This is a genomic window from Acinetobacter sp. YH12249 (assembly GCF_013417475.1).
Lineage (GTDB): Bacteria > Pseudomonadota > Gammaproteobacteria > Pseudomonadales > Moraxellaceae > Acinetobacter.
Map to the genome: position 1 here is coordinate 22,476 of NZ_VPDX01000011.1, position 19,620 is coordinate 42,095.

The 19,620-nt window shown below is 41.7% G+C and carries 22 protein-coding genes and 1 tRNA gene; 17 read left to right on the forward strand and 6 right to left on the reverse strand.

The genetic code is table 11. From position 1 onward, the window contains the following. The first annotated feature begins 64 nt into the window (after positions 1-64). From FTV25_RS08045 to FTV25_RS08095, 11 genes are all read left to right on the forward strand, one after another. Positions 65-1,450, forward strand: a complete 1,386-nt coding sequence (locus FTV25_RS08045; RefSeq protein WP_034171221.1) for a Do family serine endopeptidase — start codon at positions 65-67, stop codon at positions 1,448-1,450. 124 nt (positions 1,451-1,574) lie between these two features. Next, positions 1,575-2,060 carry a thioesterase family protein gene (locus tag FTV25_RS08050; protein WP_180002814.1) on the forward strand — a complete coding sequence of 162 codons (486 nt, stop codon included), beginning with the start codon at positions 1,575-1,577 and terminating at the stop codon, positions 2,058-2,060. A gap of 260 nt (positions 2,061-2,320) precedes the next feature. Beyond that, positions 2,321-4,138: a translation elongation factor 4 gene (gene lepA, locus FTV25_RS08055; RefSeq protein ID WP_180002815.1), complete on the forward strand. Its 1,818-nt coding sequence runs from the start codon at positions 2,321-2,323 to the stop codon at positions 4,136-4,138. Positions 4,139-4,159: 21 nt separating this feature from the next. Next, positions 4,160-4,987, forward strand: a complete 828-nt coding sequence (gene lepB / locus FTV25_RS08060) for a signal peptidase I (RefSeq protein WP_159124070.1) — start codon at positions 4,160-4,162, stop codon at positions 4,985-4,987. A 24-nt stretch (positions 4,988-5,011) separates the two neighbouring features. Beyond that, positions 5,012-5,383 carry a DUF4845 domain-containing protein gene (locus tag FTV25_RS08065; RefSeq protein WP_034171224.1) on the forward strand — a complete coding sequence of 124 codons (372 nt, stop codon included), beginning with the start codon at positions 5,012-5,014 and terminating at the stop codon, positions 5,381-5,383. After that, the gene (rnc, locus tag FTV25_RS08070; RefSeq protein WP_004784515.1) at positions 5,355-6,053 is read left to right on the forward strand and encodes a ribonuclease III; all 699 of its coding nucleotides are present in this window, start codon (positions 5,355-5,357) and stop codon (positions 6,051-6,053) included. The genes FTV25_RS08065 and rnc overlap by 29 nt, the downstream gene beginning before the upstream one ends. Beyond that, complete coding sequence (gene era / locus FTV25_RS08075; RefSeq protein WP_004784513.1) at positions 6,053-7,081, forward strand: GTPase Era; 1,029 nt, start codon at positions 6,053-6,055, stop codon at positions 7,079-7,081. Before rnc ends, era begins: the two co-directional genes overlap by 1 nt. 18 nt (positions 7,082-7,099) lie before the next feature. Then, positions 7,100-7,297: an NF038104 family lipoprotein gene (locus FTV25_RS08080; RefSeq protein ID WP_180002817.1), complete on the forward strand. Its 198-nt coding sequence runs from the start codon at positions 7,100-7,102 to the stop codon at positions 7,295-7,297. Between the two features lie 11 nt (positions 7,298-7,308). Continuing rightward, positions 7,309-8,019 carry a DNA repair protein RecO gene (locus FTV25_RS08085; RefSeq protein ID WP_180002819.1) on the forward strand — a complete coding sequence of 237 codons (711 nt, stop codon included), beginning with the start codon at positions 7,309-7,311 and terminating at the stop codon, positions 8,017-8,019. A gap of 13 nt (positions 8,020-8,032) precedes the next feature. After that, on the forward strand, positions 8,033-8,758 hold the full coding sequence (gene pdxJ / locus FTV25_RS08090) for a pyridoxine 5'-phosphate synthase (protein ID WP_180002821.1): 726 nt from the start codon (positions 8,033-8,035) through the stop codon (positions 8,756-8,758). Positions 8,759-8,773: 15 nt separating this feature from the next. Then, positions 8,774-9,427 (forward strand): tRNA-(ms[2]io[6]A)-hydroxylase, encoded by a 654-nt coding sequence (locus FTV25_RS08095; RefSeq protein ID WP_180002823.1) that lies wholly within the window; start codon positions 8,774-8,776, stop codon positions 9,425-9,427. Positions 9,428-9,780: 353 nt separating this feature from the next. Here FTV25_RS08095 and FTV25_RS08100 read toward each other — a convergent pair. Beyond that, positions 9,781-9,856 (reverse strand) — tRNA-Asn (locus FTV25_RS08100). 236 nt (positions 9,857-10,092) lie between these two features. Between FTV25_RS08100 and FTV25_RS08105 the strand changes: the two genes are divergently transcribed. Then, positions 10,093-10,536 (forward strand): hypothetical protein, encoded by a 444-nt coding sequence (locus FTV25_RS08105; protein ID WP_180002825.1) that lies wholly within the window; start codon positions 10,093-10,095, stop codon positions 10,534-10,536. 12 nt (positions 10,537-10,548) lie between these two features. On the opposite strand, the gene FTV25_RS08110 is transcribed toward FTV25_RS08105, so the two are convergent. Then, positions 10,549-10,992 (reverse strand): PaaI family thioesterase, encoded by a 444-nt coding sequence (locus tag FTV25_RS08110; protein WP_180002827.1) that lies wholly within the window; start codon positions 10,990-10,992, stop codon positions 10,549-10,551. A 161-nt stretch (positions 10,993-11,153) separates the two neighbouring features. Here FTV25_RS08110 and FTV25_RS08115 point away from each other — a divergent pair, with 161 nt between their 5' ends. After that, on the forward strand, positions 11,154-11,564 hold the full coding sequence (locus FTV25_RS08115) for a GFA family protein (RefSeq protein ID WP_180002829.1): 411 nt from the start codon (positions 11,154-11,156) through the stop codon (positions 11,562-11,564). 345 nt (positions 11,565-11,909) lie between these two features. Then, positions 11,910-13,247: an MATE family efflux transporter gene (locus tag FTV25_RS08120; protein ID WP_180002831.1), complete on the forward strand. Its 1,338-nt coding sequence runs from the start codon at positions 11,910-11,912 to the stop codon at positions 13,245-13,247. Between the two features lie 44 nt (positions 13,248-13,291). On the opposite strand, the gene FTV25_RS08125 is transcribed toward FTV25_RS08120, so the two are convergent. Next, positions 13,292-14,527 carry a pyridoxal phosphate-dependent aminotransferase gene (locus FTV25_RS08125; RefSeq protein WP_005236666.1) on the reverse strand — a complete coding sequence of 412 codons (1,236 nt, stop codon included), beginning with the start codon at positions 14,525-14,527 and terminating at the stop codon, positions 13,292-13,294. Between the two features lie 253 nt (positions 14,528-14,780). After that, positions 14,781-15,608, reverse strand: a complete 828-nt coding sequence (map, locus tag FTV25_RS08130) for a type I methionyl aminopeptidase (protein ID WP_004784494.1) — start codon at positions 15,606-15,608, stop codon at positions 14,781-14,783. A gap of 207 nt (positions 15,609-15,815) precedes the next feature. On the opposite strand from map, the gene rpsB reads away from it, so the two are divergent. From rpsB to FTV25_RS08145, 3 genes are all read left to right on the forward strand, one after another. After that, on the forward strand, positions 15,816-16,562 hold the full coding sequence (gene rpsB / locus FTV25_RS08135; RefSeq protein ID WP_004784492.1) for a 30S ribosomal protein S2: 747 nt from the start codon (positions 15,816-15,818) through the stop codon (positions 16,560-16,562). 141 nt (positions 16,563-16,703) lie between these two features. Then, positions 16,704-17,579: a translation elongation factor Ts gene (tsf, locus tag FTV25_RS08140; protein ID WP_004784491.1), complete on the forward strand. Its 876-nt coding sequence runs from the start codon at positions 16,704-16,706 to the stop codon at positions 17,577-17,579. A 75-nt stretch (positions 17,580-17,654) separates the two neighbouring features. Continuing rightward, positions 17,655-18,161, forward strand: a complete 507-nt coding sequence (locus FTV25_RS08145; protein ID WP_180002833.1) for a DUF3465 domain-containing protein — start codon at positions 17,655-17,657, stop codon at positions 18,159-18,161. A gap of 45 nt (positions 18,162-18,206) precedes the next feature. Here FTV25_RS08145 and FTV25_RS08150 read toward each other — a convergent pair whose 3' ends face one another. Both FTV25_RS08150 and FTV25_RS08155 read right to left on the reverse strand, forming a co-directional pair. Beyond that, complete coding sequence (locus tag FTV25_RS08150) at positions 18,207-18,662, reverse strand: DUF962 domain-containing protein (protein WP_180002835.1); 456 nt, start codon at positions 18,660-18,662, stop codon at positions 18,207-18,209. Positions 18,663-18,894: 232 nt separating this feature from the next. Then, entirely contained in the window at positions 18,895-19,509 is a 615-nt protein-coding gene (locus FTV25_RS08155; protein ID WP_004784482.1) for a septal ring lytic transglycosylase RlpA family protein, read from the reverse strand. Positions 19,510-19,620: the final 111 nt, after the last annotated feature.

A 19,620-nucleotide genomic window follows, 5' to 3' on the forward strand; every position in this document is an offset into this window, starting at 1 on the left:
TATATGAAGTTTGTGATAAAACCTATTTACATAAATTTATCAACAATTTGGGTGAATAATTTATATGAAAATTCTGGATTTAAAAAAAGGATTATTTGCAGCGACTGTTACCATGAGTGCTGCTCAGTTACAGGCAGTAACACCCGTCGATTTTTCTAACCTGGTTGATCAGGTCAGTCCGGCAGTTGTCAGTGTGAGTGTTGTCAAGAAAATGAGCGAAGAAGAGCTCTTGCAACAACAGGTTCCTGAAATTTTACGCCGTTTCTTTGGTAATCAGGTGATTATTCCGCAGCCACGTGTACCGCAGGAAAAAACCGGATATGGGAGTGCCTTCTTCATTAGTAAGGATGGCTATCTGCTGACCAACCACCACGTAGTTGAAGATGCGTCTAAAGTGACAATTACCTTGAATGATCGTCGGGAAATTGATGCGACAGTCGTGGGAAGCGACGAGCGTACCGACGTCGCTTTGTTGAAAGTCAATGGTTCAGGTTTCCCGGAACTGCGTACTGGTGATGTCGATAAATTACGTGTAGGTGAACCCGTATTAGCAATCGGTTCACCTTTTGGTTTTGACTACTCCGCTTCTGCCGGGATTGTCAGTGCCAAGATGCGTAATATGATGGGCGAAACAGCCGTACCATTTATTCAAACTGACGTTGCCCTTAACCCGGGGAACTCGGGTGGACCACTATTTAACCAGCGCGGTGAAGTGGTTGGGGTGAACTCACGAATCTTCAGTGGTACTGGCGGTTATATGGGGCTGTCATTTTCGATTCCGATTGATGTTGCTATGGAAGTCGCTGACCAGCTGAAACGCGATGGTAAGGTGACTCGTTCTTATCTGGGTGTAAGCCTGCAAGATATCGACCGTACTTTGGCTGAATCTTATAAATTATCTAAGCCGGAAGGTTCTTTAATTACTCAGGTGGCACCAAACTCGCCAGCGGCTAAAGCGGGTCTGCAAGCCGGTGATGTGATTTTAAAATACAATGGTACTGATATTTCACGCACTAGCCAGTTGCTGAACTATTTAAACCGTTCTGCGCCTAAACAGCAGATTCAGTTAGAAGTATTACGTGATGATAAACGTCGTAATATCAATGCAACACTTACGACTGCGCCAGATGAAACGCCAGCCAAAGCAGGCAACCAGGCTCAGCCAAATAAAGGTCCGGTATTAGGCGTTACTATTCGTGAATTAAGCCCGGCTGAAAAAGAACGTTTAGAGATTAAAGGCGGGGTAGTGATTCAGGACGTTCGTAGAGACGGGATCGCAGCTCAGGCACGGATTATGCCAAATGATGTCGTGACTCAAATCAATGGTAAAGCAATCTTGAACAGTAACCAGTTTGTGGAAGCTGTGGCAGATCTGAAAAAAGGCAGTGTTGCCCGTGTCGGTCTGATTCGTCAGGGTCAACGTGCCATTGTCGGGATGCGCATTTCATAAAATAAATGAATCTTCAATAAAAGACCGCTTGTATAGGCGGTTTTTTATTTTTCGCAATTTACCCGAGGCATAATTTCTGTAGACTCTGTACATAGAAAAAATTGCGATAAAGGATTAGAGAAAAGTGACCGGTATTTTTGACCAAGTTTTAAAGGTACAACCTGAACATATTGATCGTTTAGGACATGTAAATAACGTAGTTTATGTGCAGTGGATGCAGGATGTGGCCTCGGCCCATATCGAGCAATTAGGACTCGGTTTAAATGAGTATCTACAACTTAAACATGCCATGGTTGCAGTTGAACATCATGTCCAGTATCGCAAGGCAGCATTTGAAGGGGATGAGCTGATTCTACGAACCTGGTTAAGTGATCTGAATGCCTTGTATTCATTCAGACAGTATGCTTTTTATCGTCCAAAGGATCAGAATGTCCTATTTACCGGTAGCACGCAGTGGGCCTGTATCGAAATTGCGTCGGGTCGTCCGAAGCGTATGTCGCCAAGTTTTACCCAAGCTTATCAGCCTCTCTCAGACAGTATTAACCCTTATGATTTTTCTACTTTATATTTGAGTGAAGAAGCAAAGGCGATAAGAGAAGAATCAATCTAATAAGGTGATGATATCGAGATTGAATAGAGAGTAGCTACCAAATAGGAGGCAACCCATTTAACAAGCTGTTTTCTTGAAAAAAAGCTGAGGAAAAGAAAATAAAACATAAAGCGGTTACGTATTTAAGATAGGCGAGAGAGAAGAAAGATAATTCTTTTTCTGTATCTCCATTCTGCTATAATCCTCGGCAATTTCTATTCGGCTTTTGTTATGCAATGACTTTTTAAATTGCATAGCGCGTTTTTTTCTCAAGGTAGCCCATGGCGCAAGCTAAAAAATCTGTTGATATTAAAAACATTCGTAACTTCTCGATTATTGCGCATATTGACCACGGTAAATCGACTCTGGCAGATCGTTTTATTCAAACTTGTGGTGGTTTGCAGGATCGTGAAATGCAGGCTCAAGTTCTTGATTCTATGGAACTTGAACGCGAACGTGGGATTACCATCAAAGCGACTTCGGTCACCTTGTACTATACCCATCCCAATGGCCAAGAGTATCAGTTGAACTTCATTGATACCCCGGGACACGTGGATTTCTCTTATGAAGTTTCACGTTCTTTGGCGGCCTGTGAAGGTGCACTTCTCGTTGTAGATGCAGCGCAAGGGGTAGAAGCGCAGTCTGTTGCAAACTGCTATACCGCGATTGAGCAGGGTCTGGAAGTTTTACCAGTACTGAACAAGATTGACTTGCCACAAGCTGAACCCGAACGTGTAATTCAGGAAATTGAAGATATTATCGGGATTGAAGCGACTGAAGCACCGACCTGTTCAGCAAAAACTGGCCTAGGTATTGAAGGTGTACTTGAAACGCTGGTGAATGTCATTCCTGCACCAACAGGTGAACGTGATGCACCGCTGCAAGCGTTGATTATTGACTCATGGTTCGATAACTACCTGGGTGTAGTATCTCTGGTTCGTGTGAAACAGGGTCGTGTTCGCAAGGGCGACAAGATGCTGGTGAAATCGACTGGTCAGACACATATCATCACTTCAGTCGGTATTTTCAATCCGAAGCATACTGAAACCGATATCCTTGAAGCGGGTGAAGTTGGTTTCGTGATTGCCGGTATTAAAGACATTTTTGGCGCACCAGTGGGTGATACCATTACACTGGCAACTACTCCAGAAGTTCCAACACTACCTGGTTTCAAAAAAGTAAAACCACAGGTATATGCGGGCCTGTTCCCAATCGATTCCAGTGATTTTGAACCTTTCCGTGAAGCATTGCATAAACTGCAAATCAATGACTCTGCGCTGTTCTTTGAACCAGAAAGTTCTGATGCTCTAGGCTTCGGTTTCCGTTGTGGCTTCTTAGGTATGCTGCACATGGAGATCGTACAGGAGCGTCTAGAACGTGAATACGATCTGGATTTGATCTCTTCAGCACCAACGGTAATTTATGAAGCAGTGATGAAGAATGGTAATACCATTTACATCGACAGCCCATCAAAAATGCCAGATGGCTCAACTGTTGAAGACCTGCGTGAACCAATTGCAGAGTGTCATATCCTGGTACCACAGGAATACCTGGGTAATGTTATGACCCTATGTATTGAGCGCCGTGGTGTACAAAAAGACATGAAGTTCATGGCGAATCAGGTATCCGTTACTTTTGAAATTCCAATGGCTGAAGTGGTGATGGATTTCTTTGATAAATTGAAATCTTGTTCACGTGGTTTTGCGTCACTAGATTACAACTTTGTGCGTTTTGAAAGTTCATCACTGGTGAAAGTGGATGTCCTGATCAATGGTGAAAAAGTCGATGCACTCGCAATGATCTGCCACCGTCAGGATGCACGTCACCGTGGGATCGCACTGGTTGAAAAAATGAAAGACCTGATTCCTCGTCAGATGTTTGATGTGGCAATTCAGGCGGCCATTGGTGCGCAAATTATTGCCCGTTCTACTGTAAAAGCAATGCGTAAAAACGTATTGGCAAAATGTTATGGTGGTGACGTATCACGTAAGAAGAAACTTCTTGCAAAACAGAAAGAAGGTAAGAAACGTATGAAACAGGTGGGTAGTGTTGAAATTCCACAAGAAGCGTTCTTAGCTGTACTGAAAGTCGAACGCTAATACTATAAGGATAATAAGCCCATGGATTTTGATTTTAATTTGATTCTTGTTCCTGCGACCTTATTTTTCGTCGCGGTCTGGTTGCTGGATAAATTTGTTCTGAAACAACGACAGACCAAAGGCAAGGGCAATGAAAACTTCATTATTACTTGGGCTTATGATTTCTGGCCGGTTTTGGCCGTCGTTTTAGTATTGCGTTCTTTCCTGTACGAACCTTTCAATATTCCATCAGATTCTATGGTTCCAACACTGGAAACCGGTGATTTTATCCTGGTCAATAAATTTGACTATGGTGTGAAATTACCGATTGTAAATACAAAAATTCTGGATACAGGTAGTCCGGAACGTGGCGATGTCGTGGTCTTCCGTTATCCGCCACAACCAACGATTAGCTATATTAAACGTGTAATTGGTTTGCCAGGTGATCATATTGTTTATGATCATGGTCAGTTAACCATTAATGGTGAGAAAGTAGCAAAAGTTCCAGTAGAATTCAGTCGTGAAAAAGATCGCCTGGATACGCCAAATTCGATTTATCATAAAGAAACCATTGGCGAACATACTTTCACTATGCGTGAGCTGGAAGGAGTCAATGTAGCTCGTCAGGCTCCATTCCTTAACTATATAGAAAATGGTAAGTTTTCAACTGAAAATGGTTTATATTGGGAAGTGAAAGTTCCAGAAGGTCATTACTTTGCGATGGGGGATAATCGCGATCAAAGTGCTGACAGTCGTTTCTGGGGCTTTGTTCCGGAAGAAAACTTAACAGGTCGCGCATTCTATATCTGGATGCATAAAGAACCTGGCTTTAAACTGCCATCGTTTAGTCGAAACGGAATAATCGATTAATTATTTCAGTCAGGAAAATAAAAAATGAAACATCAACAAGGTGCTTCGTATATTGGAATTTTGTTTGCAATCGTGGGGTTTGCTTTTCTTGCCAAAGTGGCGATTGCAGTTTGGGGGCCATACTTTGATGATCGTATGGTGGACAATCAGATTGAGGAACTTTTAAAGAGTTCTCCGGCAAATATTGCGCCAGAAAAATTTCGTCAACAGATGGGGCAGCGTTTAGAAATGAACAATATTCGCGATCTGAAGTTTGATGAAATTGCCAAAGTAACCAACACTGATGGTTTACAGGTGCACAAGAATTATGAAATTCGCAAGAATTTTATAATGAATATCGATTTAGTGATGAAGTTTGAGAAAGATTTTGATCAAAGCACAGTCAAAACTAAATGATGAGCGTCTTGCCAAACGGATCGGCTATCAGTTTAAACAAGCTGATCTGTTAAAACTGGCACTGACCCATCGTTCAGTTAGTCATAAACACAACTATGAACGCCTAGAATTTCTAGGCGATTCTCTTTTAGGGATGATCATAGCCAATTATCTCTTTACTGCTTATCCACAGGAAAATGAGGGCCGTCTGACGCGTATGCGTGCGACCCTTGTCCGACAGGAAGCGTTAGGGAAAATTGCCAATGATCTAAAATTGAGTCAGAACCTGATTCTCAGTACGGGTGAGCTGAAATCGGGGGGGCATCATCGTGAGTCTATACTTGCGGATACGGTCGAAGCCATCATTGGTGCGATCTATGTGGATTGCGGTGATCTCACTGTACTACAGGCGATTGTGCTAAAATGGTACGAGCCGTATTTAGACAATATAGAACCAACTGACCAGCTGAAAGACCCTAAATCACGCCTACAGGAATATTTACAAGCACGTAAAAAACCTCTCCCAGTTTACGAGGTTGTAGATATTCAGGGTGATGCCCCGAACCAGCATTTCAAAGTGGAATGCCAGGTAGAAGGCTTGCCGGTCATGGCCGGTGAAGGTTCAAGCCGACGATTCGCTGAACAGGCGGTTGCGGCAGATATTTTAAAACATTTGGAGCATAAGTCTTAATGACTACTCATTCCGATCACATTGATGCTGATCACGAGTCGCAAAGCGACAGCAATGACTTGATTAGTCAATTTTTCAGTGCACAGGGTACTGAAATTCCTTCTGATTATCGTAGCGGTTTCGTAGCGATTGTCGGACGTCCAAACGTGGGTAAATCAACCTTGATGAACCACTTACTGGGCCAGAAACTTTCAATTACTTCACGTAAGCCACAAACCACACGTCATAAAATCGTAGGGATTGATTCACGTGAAAAGTCTCAGGCGGTATTTGTTGATACACCGGGGATGCATAAGAAAGAAGTGCGTGCCATCAATAAAATGATGAACCGTGCTGCGCACTCTGCATTGCGTGATGTGAATCTGGTGCTGTTTGTCGTTGACGCACAGAAATGGACCCAGAACGATGAGCTTGTTCTGGAGAAATTAAAAAATGCGGATATGCCAGTGATTCTAGTGATCAACAAGCTGGACACGTTCGAGAACAAGAATGAGGCCTTACCGCTGATTCGTGAACGTGCCAAACTGATGAACTTTGCTGAAATCGTACCGGTGTCTGCACTCCGTGGTGCAAACCTCGAACACTTACGCGATACGATTGCTAAGTATCTGCCATTCCAGCCACCACTGTATTCACTGGATCAGCTTACCGATCGTTCAGAACGTTTCCTAGCCTCTGAAATTATCCGTGAAAAGATCATGCGTCAGTTAGGTGAAGAACTGCCATACGATTTAACTGTGCAGATTGAATCTTTCAAAACTGAAGAGCCGACCCTGAACGAAAAAACAGGCCGTATGAAGCCGGCATGTACTTATATTGATGCCACCATTTTCGTTGATCGTGCTGGCCAGAAAGCCATTGTGATTGGTGAAAAAGGTTCCAAGCTGAAAAAAATCGGCATGGATGCACGTGTCGACATGGAAAAAATGTTCGAGCAGAAAATCATGCTAACGCTTTGGGTGAAAGTCAAAGGCGGCTGGTCTGATGATGAGCGAGCACTGAAAAGTCTAGGTTATAGCGACATTTAAATTGGACGGGAACGGATCATGATGAAATTTCTGGCAGTCATTGCATGTGTTTTATTCTTGCAAGGCTGTATTCATAAAGTAGTGACCGTTCCTGTCAAAGTTGCCTATAAAACCACAAAGTACGCGGTCAAAGGGACCGCAGCTGTTGTGGGTGCCGCCATTCCTGATGGGGATGACGAAGAAGACGAGAAAAAATCAAAAAAGAATAAAGATTAAAGAAGCGGCCTATGCGTAATGAAGTGCTGCATGGATACTTGATTCATCATCGTAAATATCGCGATCGCAGTCATATTGTGCATTTATTTACCCAAGAGTATGGCCGTATCGACGGGATACTGAGACAAAATCCTCCACCACAATATCAACCCATCAGCCTGCTGACTTCGGGCAAATCTGAACTGAAAAACTTCACCAAATTAGAAATTGTTAATCAGCCGATCTTTTTTTTCGGTGATGCCTTCTTTTCTGGCTTTTATCTGAATGAAATCCTGTTGCGTTTATGTCCGCTTGAAGTGCAAATGCCGCTGACCTTTGCCAAATATGGCGAAACGTTGACCGCCTTGCAAAAACTCTCCGATCAGGAAAATCCCAATACTTATTTAAAACAGGTTCTGCGCCAGTTTGAACATATCTTATTAGAAGAACTTGGCTATGAACTGGATTTTTCAGTCGATGCCAATCAGGCACAAATCAATCCCTTGCAACATTACTATTTTCAGTTGAATGAAGGTTTTATGCCTTCGGCCAAGGCCCTGCGCTCAACCATGTCAGGCCAGCAGATTTTAACAATGCAGCACTATGAAAATGGTAGGGATTTTAATCCAGAACAGTTACAATTACTGACGAAGCTATATCGACAGGTGATCACTGCTTTGCTTGGTGACCGACCACTGAAAAGTCGACAATTGTGGATCCAAAATTCTCAATCTCAATCGTAGTTAGGAAAATATTATGGCTGCATTACTTGGTGTCAATATTGACCATGTCGCAACTTTAAGACAAGCACGTGGTACGACGTACCCAGACCCAGTCAATGCTGCATTGATCTGTGAGCAGGCCGGTGCAGAGGGAATTACCCTGCATTTGCGCGAAGACCGTCGACATATTCAGGATGAAGATGTACGTCGTATGCGTCCGGTATTAACTACCCATATGAATCTGGAAATGGCCGTAACTGATGAAATGGTGGCGATTGCTAAAGAAATCCAGCCGCAGCATGTCTGCTTTGTACCAGAAAAACGTCAGGAAGTGACGACTGAAGGTGGTCTGGATGTGGTTGGTCATTTTGAAGATGTAAAAAAAGCCACCCAGGAATTGTCTGCAATTGGCTGTGATGTGTCGCTATTTATTGATGCAGACATTGCCCAGATTGATGCAGCAGTGGCTTGTGGTGCACCTACAATTGAGCTGCATACAGGTGCTTATGCCGATGCAGCAACACCTGAAGCACAGCAGGCTGAACTAGAGCGTATTATCAAAGGGGCAGAGTATGCGGCTTCTAAAGGTCTGGTGGTCAATGCAGGTCATGGTCTGAACCTAGATAATGTCACTCCAATTGCTGCAATTCCTCAAATTCATGAATTAAATATTGGTCACTCGATTATTGCAGATGCAGTTTTTGTTGGTCTGGCGCAAGCTGTGCAACAAATGAAGGCTGCAATTAAAGCTGCGCGTTAAGATTGCAAAAAATATATGTCAAATATTGATTATGATGAACTGATGAAGCCTGTCATCGGCTTCTTAGGTTGTGAAACTCCAAAAGCCTGGCTCGATGAGGCATTACAGAATCTGGAGATCCTGATGCAGGATCATGCCAACTGTGAGAAGAAAGCAGCCAGTACAGCAATGAACTTGATGTTCCGCTATAGCTTCTTTGTAGATTTACAGGTGAAACTGGCGCAGCTGGTACGTGAAGAAATGCTGCACTATGAGCAGGTGCTGGAATTCATGAATAAGCGTGGCCAGCAATGGATTGGACTCAGTGCAGGGCGTTATGCGGGTGGTTTGCGTAAGGAAATCCGGACCTATGAACCAGAAGCATTAATTGATGTGCTGGTGATAGGTGCTTTTGTAGAAGCACGTTCTTGTGAGCGTTTTTATGCGCTTGCACCGCTGGTGGATGACGAGTTAGGGCGTTACTACCGTTATCTACTAAAATCTGAATCTCGTCATTTTGAGGACTACTTGGCCTTAGCTTTAGATGTAGCCAAAACTGCAAAACTGAAAAATCCGCAAGAAGATATTCAGAGTCGTATTGATCATATTCGGGAAGTGGAAAAGAATCTGATTCTCAGTCCAGATGAAATGTTCCGTTTCCATAGTGGTGTGCCTGCAAAAGCAGCTTAAAAAGCTACTCAATTAAGACATCAAAAAAGATCCTCCAAATCGGGGGATTTTTTATAAATATAAGAGTCTCTGCCTAGCTTATTAATCTATTGAAAGAATTTGAAATAGCCTAAGCATATTATAATTTGATTAGAAGGAAAAACTTGAAGTGCAAGATAGCAAAAGCTGTCGTCAATTTTAGAATAACGACTTATAACAACACATTTGATCAAACGAAAATATAAGCTAATCTAACCAGATAAATAAAAGGGCAGGGTGAGAATATATATGAGATAAGAAGAATTGAATCATTTTATAAATGAAATTTCAGGCAATAAAAAAGCCCGCTTTAATGCTGCGGGCTTTCTTGAATCTGGCTCTCCCACCTGGGCTCGAACCAGGGACCTGCGGATTAACAGTCCGTCGCTCTACCGACTGAGCTATGGGAGAATCTGAATGCGATTATAGAGAGATTTTACCAAGGGTCAAGCAAAAACTGTCATATTTATTACAAATTGCACTTATCTGATTTTAATTTAAACGATTGCATTAAATTCTTAAAAAATGCTTGTCAGAATAAATTTCACTTGCTAGATTGAAAACATAAAGTCGTTTGACCAAATGGTCAAACAGTGTGGATTTAAACCTACTTGCCAGCACAAAAATGGCTAAACCGGAGAAAGCGAATGAATACGCTCACTATCCCTCAAATTTTCTCTCAATTGTCTTTTTATCAAGATCATTATCTCGATATTATTCAAGATTCAGCTCAATACTTTACCCCTGTGGCTGGTGCAGAAATCCGTTTATGGCCCTTGGCGACCAAACAATTGTATCTGGGCGACTTGTTGCAATTATGGTTTGCAGAAAAGTGGCTGGTCGAACAAGAACGCCAATTTAGTTTTGAAATATTCCTAAATACGCCTGAAACTCAGCAAAAAGATTTTTATATTTATGCGCTTGCTGGTAATCTTCTGACCGGATCGAACCAGTCTAAAGTGTGGCAAGCTTCTGCTAAAGAAACTCAGGTACTGAGTGTAGCGAATGTTTCTAAGCATTATTTCGAATATCGGGCATTGACCCAACCAAAACTGGTAAAAGCACCGCAAGGGAAATGGGGCGTACTTTAAGCCTTAAACACCTTAATGATCAGAATTGCGAAAAATCATGCAGGTTGCTGTGGCATGGGCATAAATACGACCTTCGTCATCCAGAATTCGACCTTCGGAAATACCTAGGTTTTTACTGAGATTAATTGATTTTCCGATCGCTTTTAGCTCTTGGTTGTGAGGAATTGGACGGCACATTTTTACATTCAGATCAATTGTGCCATAACCGACACCGGCTTCAAGTAAAGTATGAATCGCGCAGCCTGTTACCGTATCTAAAACAGTTGCGGCAAAACCGCCATGTACACCTCCCATAGGATTCAGATGGCGTTCATCAGCTCTTACAAGAAAGGTCACTTGTCCCGGTTCGACTTCGTTTGCAGACATGGGAATGGTGGTTGCCATAGAAGGCATAGGCAGGTTGCTCTTAAGCATCTCTTGCATAATCTGCAAACCGGAAAGATTCTTGAGATCCATAGTTTGTCCTTATTATTTTAAATACTGAATTTGAATGACAAGTTTAGGCAGATGGTGCTTCGATCAGCAATAAAAAATTGTATAAGGAAATGTACAAAGCCTTTTACTTATAATGAATCCGGTAAAATGATTAAAAATAATAATACCGAGGAAGAATAATCATGAAAGCGAGATGTTTATGCGGTGCAACTCGATTTGAAGTGCAGCTTAGAAATCATGAAGTGGCCGCCTGTCATTGCTCAATGTGTCGCCGCCAGACAAGTGGGCCTCTCATGTCTATTGATATAGAAAATATTCACTTTATTGATCAGCAGCATTTATCTGTCGCGAGCACTTCTGAATGGGCTGAGCGTGGTTTTTGCAATGCTTGCGGTACTTTTATTTTCTGGCGGACCAAAGATCATTCCTTTGCCAATATTAATGTATTTACTTTGGAGCAACTTCCAGAGGATCTGGATTTCAATTTAGAGATTTATGTAGATCATCAGCCAGCTTTTTATTCATTCAATAATCAAACCAAAAAAATGACAGAAAAAGAGGTTATTGCGATGTTTAAGCAACCTGATTCCTGAAAATGAGCATAATGTCTGGTTCCTCTTATTTAATTAAAGAATCCTATATGTTTAAAGCAAAGGTATTATCAGTATGCTTTTCATGCAATAGAAATACTATTCCTGTCATTATCATTTTTTCTTTTTTATATCATTATTAAAAAACTTAAGGAGGGAATTTCAATTTTTGGACTGGTAAATAGTCTGAAAATTGAAAGCATGTGAGTAATTTTTTTATAAAGGATAATAAATATAATGATTTATGGCACAAGGATTGTATGTAATTTTCATTGTATGTCGAAGCCTCAAATAATTCAGTTTGAAAATAAATTTCGAGAAAAGAATTAATAATAGAGTGATCTTGCAATGAAACAGTTTTTGCATCTTTGGGTGCCTATTTTTCTGAGTAATGCCATTATTATGCTGGGTGGTTTATTCGATGTGATCTTCCTGTCACATTTTTCACCCCAGCATGTTGCTGCTATGGCTGTGTGTGTTTCAATTTATTCATTGTGTTTTGTTTCAGGGGTCGGAGTTCTGCAAGGCATGATGCAAGAACTGGCTGAAGCCAATGGGCGTCAGGCTTTTTCTGAAATACAGCAGATTGTGAAACAAAGTATTTTGATTGTACTTACACTATCTGTTTTGGCAGCTTGGTTATTTACCCATGCCACACCCTTATTGAATCTTTTAAAAGCTGATGCTGAACTGCAAGCCCTGATTACACCCTGTTTGTGGTTAATGGCATGGGTAATTCCAGGACATCTTTTATTACGTATTCTATATATTCTGACGCAAACTTGTGGGCAGGCTAAACGTGTATTTTATGCCAATATTTTGTATTTAATCATCAAGGGGTTATTAGGGTATTGCCTGATTTTTGGTGTTGAAGGTTATATCGCTGCTTATGGTGTGCAAGGTGCTTTCATTTCAAGTTTGGTTGCACAGTGGTTATTGTTATTTGTTTATTATTTTGTATTTCTAGAGAAGAAATTACAAATACAGTGGTCAGGCACATTTTTACATTGGGCTACCTTGCTCAAAATTCTCAGAATTGGTGTGCCTAATGGTGTTGTCACGTTTGTGGATGTATTTGCCATAAGTGCGATTGCATTGCTGATTTTACCCTTGGGGGACATCGTTATAAATTCTCATCAAATTATGCTGGGCTTGACGGGATTGATGTTTATGGTGCCGATGTCAATGGGGTCTGCTTTTAGTATTTTGGTATCGACAAAAATTGGCGCAGAACATATTGATTCAGCATGGCAATTAAGCAAAAAAGCAGTTGTAGTTGTTGTGTCGATTGGATTCTGCCTCGCTAGTTTTGTATGGATTTTTCAGAGTGGGATTATTACTTTATTTAGTGGTGATCAGCAGGTATTGGCTGTGGCATTCAGTTTGATGATGCTCGTGTGTTGGATGCATATCTTTGATGCCATTCTGGTAATTAGTGTCAATATGCTGCGCTGCTGGAAAGAAGTGGTATTGCCCATGTTTATTTTTACAGGTGCAGTTTTGGTACTTGGTTTAGGTGGAGGTTGGTATGTTGCCTATCATCCTATTTCATTTATGAATATTGGTTTCAATGCCTTGGGAATTCATGGCTTTTGGTGGATGCTGGCTATTTCATATACCTTCGCTGCATTGATGTGCTTGCTGTGCTTGGCACTTAAATACCGTAAGCATATACAAACTGCATAAAAAAACCCGCGATCATCGCGGGTTTTTTCATCTAATCAATTAGATTATTTTGCAGCTTTTTCAGCTTCAATCGAAGCAATTGCTTCGTCTACGCCTTCGATAGAATCAGCAGCTTTTTTGATACGTGCAAGTGCATCAACTAATACTTCGTCAGCAGTTGCGTAAGAGATACGCATGAAGCCGCCTAGACCGAATGCATCACCAGGAACAACTGCAACACCAGTTTCTTCCAGTAACCAAGCAGAGAATTCTGTGCAAGAGTTCAGACCTTTTGCACGAATCAATGGTTTGATGTTTGCGTATGCATAGAATGCACCGTCAGCAGGTAGGCAAGAAATACCTTTAATGTCATTCAAGCCATTCACAACCAGGTCATGACGACGTTTAAACGCTTCAACCATTGGTACAAGAACATCTTGAGGACCATTCAATGCAGCTTCTGCAGCAACTTGTGAAATAGAAGTTGGGTTAGAAGTTGATTGAGACTGGATTTTTTTCATCGCACCGATCAGTTTAGCAGGGCCCGCTGCGTAGCCGATACGCCAGCCAGTCATTGCATAGGCTTTAGACACACCGTTTAATACGATAGTGCGGTCGTACAGGTCTGGGGCAACAGTTGCGATGTTGTAGAATTCATCTTCCCAACGGATTGGTTCGTACATGTCATCAGATGCGATGAATACTTCTGGGTATTTACGCAGTACTGCTGCTAAAGCTTCTAATTCAGCTTTAGTGTAGATCATGCCAGTCGGGTTAGAAGGGCTGTTTAATACCACTAAACGAGTTTTGTCAGTGATCGCAGCTTCTAATTGCTCAGGAGTAATTTTAAAACGTTGTTCTTCACCACATTTCACGATTACTGGTGTACCTTCAGCAATGATCACCATATCTGGATAGCTTACCCAGAATGGAGCAGGGATGATCACTTCATCACCTTTGTTTAACAAAGCAAGTGCCAAGTTAAAGAAAGACTGTTTACCACCACAAGAAACCAGGATTTGGTTCGCTTGATAATCAAGGTTATTGTCACGTTTTAATTTAGCAATAATTGCTTTTTTAAGACCTGGCGTACCATCAACAGCGGTGTATTTGGTGAAACCGTTGTTAATTGCTGCAATTGCTGCATCTTTGATGTGTTGAGGGGTATCAAAATCTGGCTCACCTGCGCCCAAACCAATAACGTTGTGACCAGCAGCTTTCAGTTCAGCAGCCTTGTTTGTCACAGCAAGCGTAGGGGACGGTTTGATGGCATTCACACGATCAGAGAGACGTACGTCCACGGCAGTATTCCTTCTTATAGGGATTAAAAAATAAAAAGCACATTATCTTAGCCTAAAATGGTGCACATTGGGCAAAAGAATTTGGAAAAATATACGAAAAAAATGCTGAATCAGTGCAACCTTATCTTGAACATCGATAGGCAGTTTAGAGAGACATGAACTAAGAATGTACTTTGAGGATGAGAATAATAGGTGAAATTTAAACTAAAAATGGCCACTTTAAAGTGACCATTTATATGAGGAAGTGTTGTTGTTATGCACTAAAACGTGACAAATCTTCTTCAGGACGAGCAGTCAGCACTTCAATGCCATTTTTTGTTACTAAAAGAGTGTGCTCATATTGAGCCGATAATTTATGGTCTTTAGTGACCACAGTCCATTTATCACCCAACAGTTTAGTTTGCCAAACACCGGCATTCACCATAGGTTCAATCGTAAAAGTCATACCTTCTTCAAGCACCATACCGGTATCTGGCTGACCATAGTGCAGAACTTGTGGTTCATCATGGAAAGTCGTACCGATGCCATGGCCACAGTATTCACGAACAACGCTAAAACGTTCAGATTCAACATATTTTTGAATCGCATGGCCGATGTCACCAATGGTAGCACCTGGTTTCACCACAGCCATACCACGATACATGGCTTCTTGAGCGACTTTGCATAGACGGTTGGCCAGAATTGAAGTTTCACCACCCACGATGTACATCATATTGGTATCCCCATGGAAACCATCTTTGATGACAGTGACATCAATATTTAAAATATCGCCTTTTTTTAGGATCTTGTTTTCAGATGGGATCCCGTGACAGACCACATGGTTTACAGATGTACAGATTGTATGCTGGAAAGCAGGGCGGCCAGGCGCTGCACCATAACCTAAACATGCAGGAATGGCATTCTGCACATTTACAATATAGTCATGACAAATCGTATCCAATTCCAGTGTCGTTACGCCGGGTTTGATATGCGGTTTGATCATATCCAACACTTCTGCAGCCAGTCGTCCAGCGATACGCATCTTTTCGATATCTTCAGCGGATTTGATTAAACGACGGGGAGCTTGATAAGTTGTGTTCATGATCTCTAAAAACTTTTGGAAATTTGTATGTGACTATGGTATAAATAGCCGCCCATTTTATCAAATGCTTTTTCGTGAATATATTTGCGACGCTGATTGAATGGTGTATTAAAAATCCGCACATATATCGTCACATTACTCTGGGTGCCCGCAAGGGTGGAGAATGCGGATATATGGAGGCCTAACCCAAACTTTAAGGTAAAGAAAATGGCAGATTACAACGTAAGCATGCGCGACCTTCTACAAGCTGGCGCGCACTTTGGTCACCAAACTCGTTTCTGGAACCCAAAAATGCGTCAATACATCTTTGGCGCGCGTAACAAAATTCACATCATCAACCTTGAGCACACTGTTCCTGCGTTAAATGATGCTTTGAACTTCGCTAACCAATTGGCTAGCAAAAAGAACAAAGTTTTGTTCGTTGGTACTAAACGTGCTGCTTCTGCAATCATCCGTGAACAAGCTCAACGCGCTGGTCAACCATATGTAGATCACCGTTGGTTAGGTGGTATGTTGACGAACTGGAAAACTCTTCGCCAATCTATCAACCGTTTAAAAGACCTTCAAACTCAATCTCAAGACGGTACTTTCGCTAAACTTACTAAACGTGAAGCTTTAGAACGTAGCCGTGAGATGGAAAAACTTGAACGTGCTTTAGGCGGCGTTAAAAACATGGGTGGTTTACCTGACGCATTATTCGTAATCGACGTTGATCACGAAGCGATTGCAATTAAAGAAGCTAAAAACCTTGGTATTCCTGTAATCGGTATCGTTGATACTAACTCTAACCCAGACAACGTAGACTACGTTATTCCGGGTAACGACGATGCGATCCGTGCAGTAACACTTTATGCTTCTGCTATGGCTGATGCTATTCTTGCTGGTAAAGAATATGCTCAATCACAAGCAAATGCACAAGCTAAAGCAGAAGAAGCTCCTGCTTCTGAGGCTTAATGCGTTAGACGCTAGCTTGTCATTTTTGCGACACGTGATGGTGGCAAAGTAAGCGTTATGTATGCAGGCGGCCCATGAGAATCCTCTGGGCCGTTTCTGTTCTAAAAAGAATTCATTTTCTACCGAATTTAGGAGATAAACATGACTGCAGTTACAGCAAGCATGGTTAAAGAACTGCGTGATCGTACTGGTCTAGCAATGATGGAATGTAAAAAAGCTTTGACAGAAGCTGGTGGTGACATCGAATTAGCGATCGACAACCTTCGTAAATCTGGTCAAGCAAAAGCAGCTAAAAAAGCTGGTAACATTGCTGCTGACGGCGCGATCACAATTGCTCAAGAAGGTAACAAAGCAATCCTTCTAGAAGTAAACTGCCAAACTGACTTCGTTGCTAAAGACGAAAACTTTGCTGGTTTCTCTGCGAAAGTTGCTGCTGCTGCACTTGCTGCAAACGAAACTGACGCTGCTAAAATCGCTGAACTTAAACTTGAAGATGGCGCTACTGTAGAAGAAGCTCGTATTGCGCTAGTTCAAAAAATCGGTGAAAACATTCAAGTACGTCGTGCGAAAATTGTTGAAGGTGAAAACCTTGCTGTTTACAAACACGGTCTTCGTATCGGTGTTGTTGTATCTTACTCAGGTGATGCTGAAACTGGTAAAGGCTTGGCAATGCACATTGCTGCATTCAACCCGGTTGCTGTAAATGCTGAACAAGTTCCTGCTGACCTTATCGCGAAAGAAAAAGAAATCGCTGAAGCAAAAGCACTTGAATCTGGCAAACCAGCAAACATCGTTGAGAAAATGGTTGTAGGTTCTGTTGAGAAATACCTGAACGAAGTTGTTCTTGAGCGTCAACAATACGTAATCGACAACGACAAGAAAGTTGCTGAAGTTCTTAAAGCGACTGGTACTACTGTTGCTAACTTCGTTCGTTTCGAAGTGGGTGAAGGTATCGAGAAGAAAGCTGAGCTTTCTTTCGCTGAAGAAGTTGCTGCTGCTCAGGCTGCTGCAAAATAATTTGGTAACGAATTAGAAAAAAGCCCCGAATGGGGCTTTTTTTATGACTAAATAAAGAATGATCAAGGGGGAATTATGGCAAATAAAACCCATATGGGGATCGGGGCTGTCATTGCACTTTTGGTGGCTGCTTATTTAGGTCTGGATTTATCAGAATCTAAACAACAGACCAATACTTTTGTACCTTCAGCAGAAGTTGCGATTCAACAGCAGACTCATGTTCAAAAAAGTACGCATAAGCTTTCTGATGATACCCAGCGTATAGAGCAAGCTTACCAGCAAAGACAAAGTGATCTTCAGGTTCAGGCAAGCGGTAAGGTGATAGCATTATTAAAAGATGATAATGAAGGTTCCCGTCATCAGAAATTTATTCTGGAGTTATCCACTGGTCAAACTGTATTGGTTGCGCACAATATTGATCTGGCACCACGCATCCAGAATATTCAAAAAGGGGATCAGGTTGTGTTTTTTGGTGAGTATGAATATAGCGAAAAAGGCGGGGTGATTCATTGGACCCATCATGATCCATCCAATAAGCACATCATTGGTTGGTTAAAACACCAAGGAAAAACCTATCAATAAGGGAATTTTCCTTGGTTTTATAAATGTAATGATATTACATACACTTTAAGCGCACTGTATTGCCTCAGATTGACGAGATTTCCATTTAGGTAGGACTTTGCCTAAATAGGCATCCATGCACCATAACGGGCCAATGAGAAGGAATTGAAGGTCTTTGAAGAAAGAAGGCTTTTTACCTTCGACTTTGTGTCCATAAAATTGCCCAATCCAGGCAAAAACAAACAAGGCTATAAAGAAGCCCACACCTATAGGTAAAACCCAGATGAACCAGGCCATCATCAGTGTTAGAGCTGCCATTGCCACAGCCAGTACGATATCTAAACGTGCATAAAACACAAAAGCCAGAACCAGGAGCAGGGCAGTTAGTAAAGCGCTAAAGTGCGCCATGATGCCAATAATGGAAAAATAGATGGTAGGCACGCAGACCCAATGGATCAGTTTGTTGGTTTTGTTTTGATGACTTTCACTATATTCATCTAACCATTCGGATATTGTTTTCATTCTATCGCTCCCATCCATGAACGTACTGTCAGTTTTTAAAATATAAAACAGTTTGGAGGTATGGTCAAAATGAAATCGATAGCGGGTGAGTAAAAGCTCATGAAGGCTCATACCTGAATGGAATAACATCGACAGTATTAAGGATAAAAGTAGTTCGAATTCTTACTCTACATCACCAAATAAAAAAGCCACATGACTGTGGCTTTTGAGTTAAACGTAGAGCGGTCAAATCTTATGAGTTTGGCCCATCTACACGCTCAATATTGACATGTGCAGTACCAGCATTGGTAATACCAAGCTGTTTAGCAGCACCGTAAGATAAATCTAGAACACGGTTGCCATGGAATGGACCACGGTCATTAACCTTCACGACAACACTCTTACCATTGTTTTTGTTAGTCACGCGGATAAAGCAGTTTAATGGCAGGCTACGGTGTGCAGCAGTCATTGCATTCATATCGAATGTTTCACCACTAGCAGTTTTACGGCCATGGAACTGACGGCCATACCAAGATGCTGTACCTGTCTGACTGAATTTACGAACTGTGTTTGAAGCAACATTGTTCAGTTTCTCAATCACTGAAGGCTCTTCTGCAGGAATTGCAATTTTTGCTGCAATGGTTTGACGACGAACTTTATCGCCAGAACGCTCAGTGATTGAAAGGCTGTTCAAATTTGTGAAATTTGAATTGAAGCTTTGAGCTTCTTTATTTAATACACGCGCTGCAAGACGCGAATTGTCATGATCATTATTGAATGATGACGACTGAACCATATCTGCTTGCGATTGCGTTAGGGTAACGGTCGCGGCAATGGCCATAAAATACTTCAGAAAAGAAGAATGCATTGAATCAACTCCTAACAGCATGTTTCATTAGATTGGGCCTAAGTAGCTGATAACCCTATAAACATGCCTGATATTTAACTTATGCAACTACATTTAACGAATTGGATAATA

Coding starts and splice junctions, on each gene's coding strand:
- FTV25_RS08110 (WP_180002827.1), bottom strand. CDS start 10,992: ATGGATCTCAAGAATCTTTCCGGTTTGCAGATTATGCAAGAGATGCTT.
- FTV25_RS08095 (WP_180002823.1), top strand. CDS start 8,774: ATGTCAAATATTGATTATGATGAACTGATGAAGCCTGTCATCGGCTTC.
- FTV25_RS08085 (WP_180002819.1), top strand. CDS start 7,309: ATGCGTAATGAAGTGCTGCATGGATACTTGATTCATCATCGTAAATAT.
- FTV25_RS08115 (WP_180002829.1), top strand. CDS start 11,154: ATGAAAGCGAGATGTTTATGCGGTGCAACTCGATTTGAAGTGCAGCTT.
- lepA (WP_180002815.1), top strand. CDS start 2,321: ATGGCGCAAGCTAAAAAATCTGTTGATATTAAAAACATTCGTAACTTC.
- pdxJ (WP_180002821.1), top strand. CDS start 8,033: ATGGCTGCATTACTTGGTGTCAATATTGACCATGTCGCAACTTTAAGA.
- FTV25_RS08150 (WP_180002835.1), bottom strand. CDS start 18,662: ATGAAAACAATATCCGAATGGTTAGATGAATATAGTGAAAGTCATCAA.
- era (WP_004784513.1), top strand. CDS start 6,053: ATGACTACTCATTCCGATCACATTGATGCTGATCACGAGTCGCAAAGC.
- FTV25_RS08155 (WP_004784482.1), bottom strand. CDS start 19,509: ATGCATTCTTCTTTTCTGAAGTATTTTATGGCCATTGCCGCGACCGTT.
- map (WP_004784494.1), bottom strand. CDS start 15,608: ATGAACACAACTTATCAAGCTCCCCGTCGTTTAATCAAATCCGCTGAA.
- lepB (WP_159124070.1), top strand. CDS start 4,160: ATGGATTTTGATTTTAATTTGATTCTTGTTCCTGCGACCTTATTTTTC.
- rpsB (WP_004784492.1), top strand. CDS start 15,816: ATGGCAGATTACAACGTAAGCATGCGCGACCTTCTACAAGCTGGCGCG.
- FTV25_RS08145 (WP_180002833.1), top strand. CDS start 17,655: ATGGCAAATAAAACCCATATGGGGATCGGGGCTGTCATTGCACTTTTG.
- FTV25_RS08105 (WP_180002825.1), top strand. CDS start 10,093: ATGAATACGCTCACTATCCCTCAAATTTTCTCTCAATTGTCTTTTTAT.
- FTV25_RS08045 (WP_034171221.1), top strand. CDS start 65: ATGAAAATTCTGGATTTAAAAAAAGGATTATTTGCAGCGACTGTTACC.
- FTV25_RS08120 (WP_180002831.1), top strand. CDS start 11,910: ATGAAACAGTTTTTGCATCTTTGGGTGCCTATTTTTCTGAGTAATGCC.
- FTV25_RS08065 (WP_034171224.1), top strand. CDS start 5,012: ATGAAACATCAACAAGGTGCTTCGTATATTGGAATTTTGTTTGCAATC.
- tsf (WP_004784491.1), top strand. CDS start 16,704: ATGACTGCAGTTACAGCAAGCATGGTTAAAGAACTGCGTGATCGTACT.
- FTV25_RS08080 (WP_180002817.1), top strand. CDS start 7,100: ATGATGAAATTTCTGGCAGTCATTGCATGTGTTTTATTCTTGCAAGGC.